9 protein-coding genes and 1 other RNA gene are annotated in these 13,454 nt (G+C 36.2%); 5 read left to right on the top strand and 5 right to left on the bottom strand.

What is annotated here, in order from left to right:
• Nucleotides 1-38 precede the first annotated feature (38 nt).
• On the bottom strand, nucleotides 39-2,654 hold the full coding sequence (locus tag RAH34_RS02250) for a valine--tRNA ligase (protein WP_306595010.1): 2,616 nt from the start codon (nucleotides 2,652-2,654) through the stop codon (nucleotides 39-41).
• A gap of 128 nt (nucleotides 2,655-2,782) precedes the next feature.
• Between RAH34_RS02250 and RAH34_RS02255 the strand changes: the two genes are divergently transcribed.
• Together RAH34_RS02255 and RAH34_RS02260 are read left to right on the top strand one after the other, a co-directional pair.
• Nucleotides 2,783-3,247, top strand: coding sequence for a DUF1573 domain-containing protein (locus RAH34_RS02255; RefSeq protein WP_034699021.1), 465 nt, complete (start codon nucleotides 2,783-2,785; stop codon nucleotides 3,245-3,247).
• 255 nt (nucleotides 3,248-3,502) lie between these two features.
• A complete protein-coding gene (locus RAH34_RS02260) occupies nucleotides 3,503-4,372 on the top strand; it encodes a polyphosphate kinase 2 family protein (protein WP_114820355.1) in 870 nt (289 codons plus the stop codon).
• A gap of 79 nt (nucleotides 4,373-4,451) precedes the next feature.
• On the opposite strand, the gene rnpB is transcribed toward RAH34_RS02260, so the two are convergent.
• Nucleotides 4,452-4,775: RNase P RNA component class A (gene rnpB / locus RAH34_RS02265), an RNA gene on the bottom strand.
• A gap of 178 nt (nucleotides 4,776-4,953) precedes the next feature.
• On the opposite strand from rnpB, the gene RAH34_RS02270 reads away from it, so the two are divergent.
• The 3 genes from RAH34_RS02270 to RAH34_RS02280 are packed head-to-tail and all read left to right on the top strand — an operon-like array spanning nucleotide 4,954 to nucleotide 7,796.
• Nucleotides 4,954-5,445, top strand: a complete 492-nt coding sequence (locus tag RAH34_RS02270) for an RNA polymerase sigma factor (RefSeq protein ID WP_062673949.1) — start codon at nucleotides 4,954-4,956, stop codon at nucleotides 5,443-5,445.
• Entirely contained in the window at nucleotides 5,438-6,112 is a 675-nt protein-coding gene (locus tag RAH34_RS02275; RefSeq protein WP_114820357.1) for a beta-carotene 15,15'-monooxygenase, read from the top strand. The genes RAH34_RS02270 and RAH34_RS02275 overlap by 8 nt, the downstream gene beginning before the upstream one ends.
• A 58-nt stretch (nucleotides 6,113-6,170) precedes the next feature.
• The gene (locus RAH34_RS02280) at nucleotides 6,171-7,796 is read left to right on the top strand and encodes an AMP-binding protein (RefSeq protein WP_114820358.1); all 1,626 of its coding nucleotides are present in this window, start codon (nucleotides 6,171-6,173) and stop codon (nucleotides 7,794-7,796) included.
• Between the two features lie 92 nt (nucleotides 7,797-7,888).
• Here RAH34_RS02280 and rpoN read toward each other — a convergent pair whose 3' ends face one another.
• From rpoN to RAH34_RS02295, 3 genes are all read right to left on the bottom strand, one after another.
• Complete coding sequence (gene rpoN / locus RAH34_RS02285; RefSeq protein ID WP_114820359.1) at nucleotides 7,889-9,352, bottom strand: RNA polymerase factor sigma-54; 1,464 nt, start codon at nucleotides 9,350-9,352, stop codon at nucleotides 7,889-7,891.
• Nucleotides 9,353-9,511: 159 nt separating this feature from the next.
• Nucleotides 9,512-10,960 carry an asparagine--tRNA ligase gene (asnS, locus tag RAH34_RS02290; protein WP_114820360.1) on the bottom strand — a complete coding sequence of 483 codons (1,449 nt, stop codon included), beginning with the start codon at nucleotides 10,958-10,960 and terminating at the stop codon, nucleotides 9,512-9,514.
• A gap of 724 nt (nucleotides 10,961-11,684) precedes the next feature.
• A complete protein-coding gene (locus tag RAH34_RS02295) occupies nucleotides 11,685-13,427 on the bottom strand; it encodes a helix-turn-helix domain-containing protein (protein WP_306595011.1) in 1,743 nt (580 codons plus the stop codon).
• Nucleotides 13,428-13,454 lie beyond the last annotated feature (27 nt).

Genomic DNA, 13,454 nt, shown 5'->3' on the forward strand with positions numbered 1-13,454 from the left:
TCCAGCCTGAGATTTTGACAAAATTTATTGTCTATATTTTATAAACTTTTCAGTTTCTCTTCAAGGATTGCAATCTTATCCTGAGCGTCTTTTTGCTTCTTACGTTCACCTTCTACAACTTCCGGCTTAGCATTGGCAACAAACTTCTCATTGGAAAGCTTCTTTTCTACTGAAACTAAGAATCCTTTTAAATATTTTACTTCTTCTTCAGTTTTAGCTTTTTCTTCTCCTAAATCTAAGTTTTCACTTAGAGGGATAGAAACTTCAGTAGCTCCTACCAGGAAGGTAAAGCTTGGTTTATCTGTTTTCTGTCCAAAATGAATTTCAGAAATATTAGCCAGTTTTCTTACTACAGCTTCATTGGCAAATTCAGCAGCATTGGTATATACCTCAGCGGCTTCTCTTGGTGAAATTCCTTTGGTCTGACGGTAATTTCTAACTCCTGAAATCAGCTCTGCTGCCGTTTCAAAGTTTTTAATAATTGCCTCGTCAAATGCTCCTGCTTCTTTTTGCTGAGCGATTACTAAAGCCTCATCAATACTTCTTTCTGAGATCGTCTGCCATAGTTCTTCTGTCAGGAAAGGCATGAACGGATGAAGTAACTTCATCAGCTCCTCAAAGAAGTAGATCGTTTTATTATAAACTTCTTTAGAAATTCCTTCTCCATAGTTAGGTTTAATCGCTTCAAGATACCAACCACAAAAATCATCCCAAATTAATTTATAGATCAAATGCAATGCGTCAGAAATTCTGAATTTCTCGAATTGATCATTAATTTCAGCAATTGTTTTATTAAGCTTGTTTTCAAACCATTCAATTGCCTGGTTATCGGTTGCAATAGCTGGCTTATCTTCATGATTCCACATATTGATCAGACGGAATGCATTCCAGATCTTCGTCATGAAGTTTCTTCCCTGAAGCATTAAATCTTCATCAAAAAGAAGGTCATTACCTGCAGCAGAACTCAATAGAATTCCTACACGTACTCCATCTGCTCCATATTTATCCATTAATTCAAGAGGGTCTGGAGAGTTTCCAAGAGATTTTGACATCTTTCTTCTCTGCTTATCTCTTACAATTCCTGTAAAATAAACATTCTTAAACGGAACTTCTTTTCTGTACTCCAATCCAGCCATAATCATTCTGGCAACCCAGAAGAAAATAATATCCGGACCTGTAACCAGATCAGAAGTTGGATAGTAATAGTTGATATCTTTATTTTCAGGATCAATTAATCCGTCAAATACAGACATTGGCCATAACCATGATGAGAACCATGTATCCAATGCATCGTCGTCTTGTCTAAGGTTTTCTACAGTCAGATCTGAATTTCCTGTTTTTTGTTTTGCCAATTCTAAAGCTTCATCTTTAGTTTCAGCTACTACAAAATCATTTTCTCCATCTCCATAGTAATACGCTGGAATCTGCTGTCCCCACCAAAGCTGACGGGAAATATTCCAGTCGCGGATGTTCTCCATCCAGTGCTTGTAGGTATTTTTAAATTTTTCAGGATAAAACTTAACCTCATCATCCATTACTACATCCAAAGCTGGCTTAGCAATTTCAGACATTTTAAGGAACCATTGTACTGAAACTTTAGGTTCAATAACAGCGCCTGTTCTCTCGGAAGTTCCTACTTTATTTACGTAATCTTCTGCTTTCAACAAAAGATCTTTTTCTTCAAGTTCTTTAGCAATCTGCTTTCTTACGTCAAATCTGTTTTTCCCTGCGTAATGTAAACCATGCTCATTAAGATTTCCGTCATCATCCAAAGCATCAATCATCTTTAACTGATGTTTTTGTCCGATTTCGTAGTCATTGATATCGTGAGCAGGAGTAATTTTCAAAGCTCCGGTTCCGAATTCAATATCCACATACTCATCTTCAATGATCGGGATTACTCTGTCAACGATCGGTACAATTACATTTTTACCTTTCAGGTGCGCATATCTTTCGTCATTCGGATTGATACATACCGCTGTATCCCCAAAAATAGTTTCGGGACGCGTAGTAGCTACTGAAAGGAACTCTTCTGAACCTTCAATCTTATATTTAAGGAAATATAATTTTCCGTTTTGCTCTTTAAAGATTACCTCTTCGTCAGAGATATTGGTTTTCGCTTCCGGATCCCAGTTCACCATTCTATAGCCTCTGTAGATGAGTCCTTTATTATAAAGGTCTACAAAACTTTTGATAACCTGCTGAGAAAGTTTATCTTCCATGGTGAAACGGGTTCTGTCCCAATCACATGAACATCCCAGCTTTTTCAGCTGTTCCAGGATAGTTCCTCCATATTTATTGGTCCAATCCCATGCGTGGGTTAAAAATTCCTCACGGGTAATATCTGACTTGTTGACTCCTTCAGACTTCAGTTTAGCAACAACTTTAGCTTCAGTAGCAATTGAAGCGTGATCTGTTCCCGGAATCCAACAAGCATTAAATCCGCGCATTCTTGCACGACGGACCAGAACATCTTGAAGGGTATTGTTCAACATATGCCCCATGTGTAGTATCCCCGTCACGTTAGGCGGAGGAATGACTATCGTATATGGCGGTTTGTCATTAGGTTCTGAGTGGAAAAATTTGTTTTCCAACCAGTAACTGTACCATTTTTGTTCTGTTTCCTGTGGATTGTACTTTTCTGAAATCTGCATAAATTCTATTTCTTTGGCTTGCAATTTGCAAAAATAGTCTAAAGAAAAAAATTTTTAAGCATGAATTAAAATAATTTTTAACTTTGTTTCACAAAATTTATCTAACAAACGTATTAACATTCAAGAATATGAAAAAATTAATTGCAGGAATTGCACTATTCGGGACATTTGCTCTGGCATCTGCACAAACAATTACATTTGATAAAACTACTTTCGATTATGGTACTATTAAGCCTAGCGCTGATGGTACAAGATTTTTTACAGTAACGAATTCTGGTGATAAGCCTTTGATTCTTTCAAATGTAAAACCTTCTTGCGGATGTACAACTCCTGAATTCAGCCAAGATCCTATCATGCCTGGAAAGTCTGCTAAGATCAAAGTTGGATACAATACAGCGATCCCTGGACCTTTCAACAAAATGATTGAGGTTTTCTCTAACGATCCTGCAAACAGCAGAAGCGTAATCTACATCAAAGGTAACGTAGATGCTAATGCTCCTGAGCCAAAAGTATTGACTCCTGCTGAACAGAAAGAAGCTGCTAAAGCTGAGAAAAAAGCTGCAAAACTTGCAAAAAAGGCTGCTGCGAAGTAATCTCTACTCAAAAAAATAAAAGAACCGTCTCCAGTGAGGCGGTTTTTTTATTACATTTATGTTTGATTAGGTGGCAGATGATAGGTAATAGGTGGCAGTAAATGTATGGACGCTGATCATACATATGATTTAGGTTTTAGCTGAAGCCTTCGGATTTATTGATCTTTAAAATGGCTGGGCTAAAGCCCACCCCTATTGAATTTTAATAACATCTTCACTTTTATCTTTTTACTTTTATCTTTAAATAAAAAAAATATGGACACCGATTTCTCAGATAACTTTAAGGTAAGTGGAAAATTTTCAATAAAAAAAACTTCAACTGCTTATAAAGGCAAGCTCACGAAAGAAGAAGGAGAGCAAATGCTGATTCAGGAGAAAGAAAAACTTCGTGAGTTGCAGGAAAAATTATACGCGGACGGAAGCCAGTCTTTGCTGGTTGTATTACAGGCTATGGATGCGGCAGGAAAAGACAGTATGATAGAACATGTTTTCGGGGGAGTGAATCCTCAGGGCTGCAATGTAACCAGTTTTAAAACCCCAAGTTCCAAAGAATATTCTCATGATTTTTTATGGAGGCATTATCTTGCCTTACCACAGAAAGGTATGATCGGAATTTTCAACCGTTCTCATTATGAAAGTGTTCTGGTTTGCAAAGTACATCCTGAATATAATTTAAGCGAAAAAACATGGTCTTCCGTTAAAGATTTTGATGCTAAATTCTGGGAAAACAGGTATGAAAGTATTCGTAATTTCGAAAAACATCTTTCCCAAAACGGAACCACTGTTGTGAAGATTTTTTTACATGTCTCTAAGGATGAGCAGAAAAAAAGACTACTGGACAGAATTGACGAACAGGAAAAAAACTGGAAATTCTCTGCGGGAGATCTCCCGGAAAGAGCATTATTCGATCAATATATGGAGGCGTATGAAACTGCTATCAATGAAACCTCAAAAGATTACGCACCATGGTATGTGCTTCCTGCAGACAGTAAGTGGTTTGCAAGAGTAGCAGCTATTCAGATCATTATTGATACTCTGGAGAAAATGAATCTCAAATATCCTACTCTTTCCGACAAGGACAGACAGGAATTACAGGAATCTAAAAAACAGCTGGAAAGCGAATAAATAAAGTTGGAAGGTGGAGGTTTGAAGATGGAGATATAAAAACTTCCCTCTTCCAGCCTTTAACTTCCAGCATTAAAAAATCACGAGAAAATCTATAAGCCGGATTTTGTACTTCCAAAGAAGCGCCTGTTATTTATCTACGTATTACATTGCTGCAATACTTGAGCTGATTACCCCTCGGCTTTCAGGACGAGCCGCCCCTATTTTCATTGCTGAAAAGAACCGATATACTTATCATTGCACCGCAAAGAGTTTACCTGGTTTCACTACAGCCGAACTGTACCTGCTTTCTGTTGCACTTGTCCTACCCTCACGGGTGACGGATGTTATCCGCTTTGCTGCTCTGTGGTGTCCGGACTTTCCTACCCTTGCCGAAACAAGAATCAACAAGCCGATTTTCTCGCGGTGGCAAAGGTACACAAATTTTGTGGTAAAAAGGTAAAACACCCCAATAGCTAATGAGTACATTTAACCGTTACTCATCTTACAATGTACAGAAGACATATTCAATATTTTGTAATTTTTAATTATAATTTTCACCAATTACCACTTTATTATTATCTTCGTGTCATTATATATCTATGGATTCCAGAGAAAAAGAATTTGCGCAGCTTATCAAAGATAATCAGGGATTGATTATTAAAGTATCGCGCTTGTACACCAATTCTCTGGAAGATGAAGAGGATCTTTTCCAGGAAATCGTGTTACAGCTCTGGAGAAGTTATGATTCTTTCAAAGGAAACTCCAAAATTTCCACATGGATGTACCGTGTAGCGCTCAATACAGCCATTACCCTCTTTAGAAAAAAAAGCAAAAGCCTTCCTACGAATGAGCTGGACATCAACCACAAGGATTTTGTGGAAGATGACGATGAAAAACAGCAGCAGGTATCACTTTTGTATACGGTAATCAAGACTCTTCCTAATGTAGAAAGAGCCATAGTCATGATGTATCTTGACGATCTGCCTTACAAAGACATCGCAGAAAACCTCGGAATCACTGAAGTTAATGCACGTGTAAAAATGAACAGATTAAAGAAAACCCTTAAAGAACAGATGGAAAAATATGCCTGAATTTGATTTAGATAGCTTTAAGAAAACATGGCAGGAACAGCCTGTTCAGCCAAAATATGACAACAAGGAGATTCTTCAGATGTTGAATAGAAAATCGCGTAACTATGTGAAGTATATTTTCTGGATCAGCGTTATTGAGTTCCTTTTCTTTTCTGTATTTGGGTTGTTCTACTTTTTTCAGGAGGAAGAGTCGGAAAGTTTTCGTAAAATGCTGACAAGATTAGGGGCACAGGAAGCTCCTGAAATAGAAAACAACTTCGGTCATGTCTATCTGGCGATCAAAATTTTAAGTTTACTGATTACAGCTTATTTTGTCTTGAAATTTTATCAGAATTACCGGAAAATAAAGATTGAGGAAAATCTGAAAGGGCTTATCACACGGATCATCAAATTCAAAAGAACGGTGAATGCCTTTATTCTGATCAGCATTGTATTGCTTTTGCTTTTCACTTTTGTCCTGATCGCTTTTATATTATATATATTAGATTCTCAGAATATACAGCCCAGCAGTTCGAGTCTCACTATTATTATTGTTGGAATTACCGTAAGCACGCTGCTTGCAATCTCTATGATCTGGTTTTATTACAGGCTGGTATATGGTACTATTATCAGAAAGCTTGATAAAAACCTGAAGCAGCTTAAAGAAATAGATTCTCACGAAAATTAATATACATAGGCATAATTCGGGATATAATTGTTAATTTTATTCCACCAAATCTTAAACTATGCCCTTATCTTATGTGTATGGAACTTCTGAGGTTCCATTATTAGGCCAGACCATCGGAGCCAATCTTAAAAGTACTGTCGAAAAATATCCCCATCAGGAAGCATTAGTCTGCGTTCATCAGGATTACAGAGCTACTTATCAGGAATTTTACAATCAAACAACAGCTGTTGCAAAAGCTTTATTATTTTTAGGAGCAAAAGCAGGCGACAGAATCGGAATCTGGTCTTCCAACCGCTATGAATGGGTACTTTTGCAGTATGCCACTGCAAGGATAGGAACTATTTTAGTGAATATCAATCCGGCCTATAGAACTCACGAACTGACCTATGTACTCAATCAGTCGGAAGTTCGCTTTATTTTTTCCTCTTTAAGTTTTAAAACCAGTAATTATAAAGAAATGGTTGAATATGCAAAAGAAGTATGTCCAACCCTTGATCATGAAATATTCTTTGATGAAAACTGGGAAGAGTTTGTGAATAACGGACAGGAAATTTCAGATGAAGTGCTTCACAGTTTTGAAGAGCATGTACAGTTTGACGATCCGGTTAATATTCAATATACTTCCGGAACCACCGGCTTTCCGAAAGGAGTTACCCTTTCCCATCATAATATTCTCAATAATGGTTATTTTATTGGTATCAGATTAAAATATACTGAGAAAGACCGCGTCTGCATTCCTGTACCCTTTTACCACTGCTTTGGGATGGTCATCGGAAATATGTGCTGCACAGCTCACGGAGCCTGTATGGTAATTCCGAATGACAGTTTTGATCCGGAGATTACTTTAAAAGCTGTTTCAGATGAAAAATGTACTTCTTTATATGGAGTACCTACTATGTTTATTGCTGAACTGGCCGTAAAAGATTTTGACACCTATGATTTTTCAAGCTTAAGAACCGGTGTTATGGCGGGCTCTGTATGTCCTCCCGAAATCATGAAGAAAGTAGAAAGCCTGATGAATATTAAAGAAATGAGTATCTGCTATGGAATGACAGAAACTTCACCTGTATCTACTCAGACCTTAATAGGAACACCGCTGGAAAAGCAGGTCAGCACAGTAGGAACTGTTCAGGATCATCTTGAGATAAAAATCATTGATGAAAGTGGCAGAATTTTAAAACGTGGGGAGCATGGCGAACTTTGCACCAGAGGATATTCCGTTATGCTGAAATACTGGAATGATCCTGAAAATACCAGGAAAGTACTGGATGATGCCCGCTGGATGCATACCGGAGATATGGCCGTGATGGATAAAGACGGCTATATTACCATTTCTGGAAGGATAAAAGACCTCATCATTCGTGGCGGAGAAAATATTTCCCCTAAGGAAATTGAAGATTTTTTATATACATATACCAACATCCTTGATGTTCAGATCATTGGTGTTCCCAGCGAAAAATTCGGGGAAGAAGTAATGGCATGGGTAAAAGTGAGAAAAGGATTTACCATCACTGCTGAAGAGCTGCAGGAATACTGTAAAGGAAGAATTGCCCATTATAAAGTTCCGAAATACTGGAAATTTGTAGATGAATTTCCAATGACCATTTCAGGAAAAATAAGAAAGGTTGAAATGCGGGAAATTTCTATGAAGGAGCTGGGGCTGGAAAATGTAAAACTGAGCTAATAACTTACAAAAAGTAAAATGATAAATAGCTATCCCATTTTTACTTATGATAAAACAAAAAGCATTTCAAATTGAAATGCTTTTTTATATTGTTAAAGTTCTTTTCTTAACCTCGCGACAGGAATATTGAGCTGTTCACGATATTTTGCAATCGTTCTTCTGGCAATATTATAACCCTGCTCTTTCAGAATGACTACTAATGCATCATCTGTAAGTGGTTTTCTCTTATTTTCTTTACTGATCACTTCCTGAAGATGGGTTTTGATCTCTTTGGTAGAAACTTCTTCTCCATCGTCATTTGTTAAACTGTCTGAGAACAGATCTTTAAGATATACGATTCCATTAGGTGTATCTGCATATTTACTTTTTACCACCCTTGAAATGGTAGAGATATCAAAACCTGTAATATCTGCAACATCCTTCAGAATCATTGGTTTCAGAGACTTTTCGTCACCGGTGATGAAATAATCCTTCTGAAATTTTACGATGGCTGTAATCGTCTGTAATAAGGTATTCTGACGTTGATTAATGGCATCAATATACCATTTTGCAGCGTCCAGTTTTTGTTTGATAAATAAAGCAGCCTGCTTGTGTTCTGATGAATTTTTATCATGAGAATACGTTGTCAGAATATCTTTATATTCTTCAGAAACTCTTAGCGTAGGCGCATTCTTGCTGTTCAGCATAGGAATTACCTGGCCGTCTTTCACCTGAATAACAAAGTCCGGAATAATCTCCTGATTAATGGTAATTGTCTGCGTATCAAAGTTTCCTCCCACTTTAGGAGATAATTTTGATATTTCATCCAGGGCATCTTTCAGATCATCTTCTTCAATATCATACTTCTGAATGATTTTGTTGTAATGCTTATTGGTTAAAGCTTCAAACTGATGTCTTAAAATATTGGCAGCCAGAGAAACCGCTTTATCTGAGCTTACTTTCTTTTCAATCTGTAATAAAAGACATTCCTGCAGACCTCTTGCTCCTACTCCTGGCGGGTCCAGTTTCTGAACATAATTTTCAAGGATATCCTCCACTCTTTCTTTAGTGGTGTAGATTCCTTGTGAGAAAGCAAGATCATCAACAATAGATTTGATTTCCCTTCTCAGATATCCGTCTGTATCTAAGTTCCCGATAAGATATTCTGCAATCTTCAGATCTTCATCACTGATATTCACCAGATGGATCTGTTCTGTAAGATAATCATATAAGGACTGGCCTTCCGTTAAAAGACTCTCGTTATCAAATTCTTCATCATCCGGAGAGTAGTTGCTGGATGCGGTTTTATAGCTTGGTTCATCGTCATAGATATATTCATTGACGTCGAAATCTGTTTCAATGCTTTCTGTACCCTCATCCTGATAAGCGTCTTCAAGGGAAGAATAGTCATCTTCCTTAGAATCTTCTTTCGCAATTTCCAAAGCTGGGTTTTCTTCTAACTCTCTTTCCAACTCCTCTTCAAATTCAAGAGTATGAAGCTGAATAAGCTTCATCAACTGGATCTGCTGAGGGGCCAGCTTCTGTCCTAATTTGAGTTGTAAGTGTTGTTTAAGCATATTCCTATTTACGTTTTAACATAACATATTCTACGAATTTAATAAATTTATTTGATAAAAAACACATTTAGCATGATTTTTGCATTACTTATCCTAATATAATAAACTATTAAATAATAAAAAAAGCCTTAACTTGTGATTAAGGCTTTTTTTATTGTTCTAGAATTCAGCGCTTTTCGGTGTTCTAGGGAAAGGAATTACATCTCTGATATTCGTCATTCCTGTTACGAAAAGAACTAATCTTTCCAATCCTAAACCAAAGCCTGCATGCGGTACAGAACCGAATTTTCTGGTATCAAGGTACCACCAAAGTTCGTGCTCATCTACATGCATATCTGCCATTTTCTGTTTTAAAACATCTAATCTTGCTTCTCTCTCTGATCCACCGATGATCTCACCGATACCAGGGAAAAGAACATCCATAGCTGCTACGGTTTTGTTGTCATCGTTCAGTTTCATATAGAAAGCTTTGATTTCTTTCGGATAGTCAAATAATACCACCGGGCTTTCAAAATGTTTTTCAACAAGGTATCTCTCGTGCTCAGACTGAAGGTCAGTTCCCCATTTTTCAACCGGGTAAGCAAATTTTCCTTTTTTATTTTCTTTAGAGTTCAATAAGATTTCGATAGCTTCTGTATAGCTTACACGTTTGAAACGTTTTGCTACCACATTCTGAAGTTTTTCGATAAGACCTTCTTTTGCTCTTTCTTTCTCAGGTTTTGTTTTTTGTTCTTCTGCAAAACGGTTGTCTAAGAACTCCAGGTCATCTTTGCAGTTATCCAATACGTACTGGATCACATATTTTAAGAAATCTTCCGCAAGGTCGATGTTATCTTCAAGATTGTTGAATGCCACTTCAGGCTCAATCATCCAGAACTCGGCAAGGTGTCTTGTCGTGTTTGAATTTTCAGCACGGAAAGTAGGTCCGAATGTATAAATTCTTCCCAATCCCATCGCGGCAGTTTCTCCTTCCAACTGTCCTGAAACGGTAAGGTTGGTTTTCTTACCGAAGAAATCCTGTGCAAAATCAATTTCACCTTCTTCAGTTTTTGGCATATTGTTCAGATCAAAGTTGGTTACTCCAAACATTTCACCTGCACCTTCCGCATCTGCTCCTGTAATGACCGGTGTGTTGATATAGAAAAACTGATTCTGGTTGAAGAATGAATGAACGGCAAAACTTACTGCGTGACGCACTCTGAACACTGCACCAAAAAGGTTTGTTCTGAATCTTAAGTGAGCCTGCTCACGGAGTTTCTCAAGACTGTGTTTCTTAGGCTGAAGAATTGTACTCTGAAGTTCTTCTGTAAAGTTATCTCCTAAAATGATGATCTTTTTGGCAATAATTTCCACAGATTGTCCTGCTCCCTGGCTTTCTACCACTTCTCCTACTACTTTCAGGGAAGAAGCTGTACTGATATTCTTAAGAATAGCTTCATCAAAATTTTCGAAATCAACAACTATCTGCAAATTATTAATCGTAGAACCATCATTAAGCGCAATAAAGCGATTAGCACGGAAGGATCTTACCCATCCGTAAACTGTAATGTCATGATGTAATACTTTCTTGTAATCCTTTAGGATTTCTTTGATCGTTTGCTTTTTCATTTGTTGATGATAAATTTTTTATATAAAAATTAATGTCTGCAAAGTTACAAAAAAACAGCGCAACTTAATGATTGCGCTGTGTTTAAAAATCATTTAACAGGTATTTAAACTTTCAGTTCAGGAAATTTACCTTTTTTCTTCTGCCAACTCTTCTGCATTTTCAGGTTACATTTCCACTCAATATTATCCTGAACTTCAATAATATCCGGGATACCCCCGGAAATAAACTCACTTACACTATCACTTTTAAAAAGAATAAAATATTATTTTACTCTGAGTTTTCATGGAATTAGTTATTGAAATGGTTATTAGTTTTTATGTGATAAGTTCGTGGTAAATTACCAGGTTATACATCCATTTTTAGACTATACTATACCTTTAAACTGTGTGGCGGATTAACCGGATTTACTGTTAATGATTTTTAAATGATCACTACACTTTACTTCTCTAAATTCTGAACAATTACTACATGATTTACGTTTTAGTTTTCTTGGTTATTAGTTTTTATGATACAATTCCTGACTTGATTTTTTAAATGATCAACATTTTGGAAATGATATCTTGTATTGTGCACATACAAAATAAAATGGTTGTGTTTTTACCTGAAGCAAAGATGCAGGAAGCGGAAGAATGACACAAGAGAATGGTTTATAGATTCATAAATTTATATACCTAAAATCATGAATCTATAAATAATAACAATATGATAACCAATAAATTAAACCTAATCCAAAGACATGTTTTCAATTTCTTTCAGGTAGATAGAAAGTGGTGTTCCGGTTCGTTTTTTGAAGGCTAAAGTGAAGGCCTGTTCATTATTATATCCTAATTCTTCAGCGATAAATGGAATTTTATAAGATCTGAATTTTTTGTCATTGGCCAATCTGCTGATAGCATAATCAATGCGGAGATCATTAAGATACGTTGCAAAGTTTTTCCCTTTGTAGGTATTGATAATTTCTGACAGATATTTTGAGTTTGTTTTTATTTTTTTGGCAAGACTTCCCAATGTAATTCCTTTATTCAAAAACTGATCTTTGGTTTCAAATATTTCAAGTTCATGTAAAATATTCCGGGCAATATCTTCAGAAATCGTTCTGGATGTTTTGTCTTCGGAATTTTCTGTATTTTCCATTTGAAGAGGTTCTGATAAAATGTCATTTCGAACTTCCTGATCTCTGTTTTTTTCTATCGCTTTTTCATTTACAGACTGAATAAGATCCTGGGCGATCTTTTTATAGTTCTTTTCAGATTTTTTATATTTAAAATAAACGTTGATAAATAATAAATGTGAAATCAACAAAAGACTTAATACTATATAAAAAAGGCTCTTTCTTTTGGTAAGCTCATTGGTAATGCTTTCTTTTTCCTGCTGAAGTTCCGGAGTATCATACCTTCTGGGAAGTTCTCTGGAAATATATCTGAACTGCATGTCCAGCACCTGATCTACTTTTAAAAAACGCTCTACATAATACAGCTGTTTTTCCTTATCCCCGTTTTCTTTATAATAATCAATAAGATAGGTATATACATCTCTCAGCTCCGGATAGATATAGTCTGTTTTCAGAACCAGAGAATCTATCTTCTTGAAAAAGTCTACAGCTTTGTCTTTTTCCTGAAGTCCGGCATAGGATTTTCCTAAATACAAGAGTGTATAATTCTGGTTTCTCTTACTTCCATTGTGATTTGTAAAGAAATATTTTTCGCATTCCGATAAGCCGTCGATCGCTTTTTGATAATTTCCGGAATGCAGATGATAATACCCAAGCAGTCCAAGATTCTGATGATAGCGGTAAACATCATTATTCTTTTTAGAATCCATCAGCCCGTCTTTTATCAATACATAAGCAGAATCCATTTTATTGATCTCTATATAAGCATCTGCCAGATTCAGTTTGAGAGAATTTTTCTCATCCTCATTCATATCATCTGTATCATAAGCATAGTGTCTCAGTACTTTTGCTGTCTCTGCATGTTTTCCTATATAATTGTTCAGGTAGGCAATACTGATATGAGCCATAGCAATCTGCCTCTTATTTCCTTTTTCTTTTGCATATTTCAGTCCAAGGATATAATTATTGAATGCAGATTGAAGATTGTCATTCTTGGAGTATAGATTTCCTCTTAGCAAATAAATTCTCGCCGGATAGGTATTTTCTTTGGAATTTTTTGTGATGTACTGTAAGCTGTCTAAGTATTTTAATGCGTTGGGTAAGTCTTCTGCAAAATGAAGCATTACATATCCTTCAGCAATCTGAGTGGTGTTTTTTTCAGCTTTTGCCTTTTTAAGATAATAATCTGCAATACTTTTACTGTTTCCTTCTCCCGCAGAACTGTTGTAGAATTCTTTTTCCAATTCCTCATAAGTCTGTTCTTCCAGAGATTTTTTTGTAGTATTAAGGGTTTGTGCATGATAAAACACAACCCCTATAATCAAAAACAGTAGTAAAGATTTTATTTTCATCATTCATCCTAGCTATATTACAAAAATATT

It is taken from the genome of Chryseobacterium sp. WLY505, assembly GCF_030846215.1.
Lineage (GTDB): Bacteria > Bacteroidota > Bacteroidia > Flavobacteriales > Weeksellaceae > Chryseobacterium.

Excerpts from the sequence above, each read along its gene's own strand:
- rpoN (WP_114820359.1), bottom strand. The coding sequence starts at position 9,352 with ATGCTTAAACAACACTTACAACTCAAATTAGGACAGAAGCTGGCCCCT.
- RAH34_RS02250 (WP_306595010.1), bottom strand. The coding sequence starts at position 2,654 with ATGCAGATTTCAGAAAAGTACAATCCACAGGAAACAGAACAAAAATGG.
- RAH34_RS02255 (WP_034699021.1), top strand. The coding sequence starts at position 2,783 with ATGAAAAAATTAATTGCAGGAATTGCACTATTCGGGACATTTGCTCTG.
- RAH34_RS02275 (WP_114820357.1), top strand. The coding sequence starts at position 5,438 with ATGCCTGAATTTGATTTAGATAGCTTTAAGAAAACATGGCAGGAACAG.
- RAH34_RS02260 (WP_114820355.1), top strand. The coding sequence starts at position 3,503 with ATGGACACCGATTTCTCAGATAACTTTAAGGTAAGTGGAAAATTTTCA.
- RAH34_RS02280 (WP_114820358.1), top strand. The coding sequence starts at position 6,171 with ATGCCCTTATCTTATGTGTATGGAACTTCTGAGGTTCCATTATTAGGC.
- RAH34_RS02295 (WP_306595011.1), bottom strand. The coding sequence starts at position 13,427 with ATGATGAAAATAAAATCTTTACTACTGTTTTTGATTATAGGGGTTGTG.
- asnS (WP_114820360.1), bottom strand. The coding sequence starts at position 10,960 with ATGAAAAAGCAAACGATCAAAGAAATCCTAAAGGATTACAAGAAAGTA.
- RAH34_RS02270 (WP_062673949.1), top strand. The coding sequence starts at position 4,954 with ATGGATTCCAGAGAAAAAGAATTTGCGCAGCTTATCAAAGATAATCAG.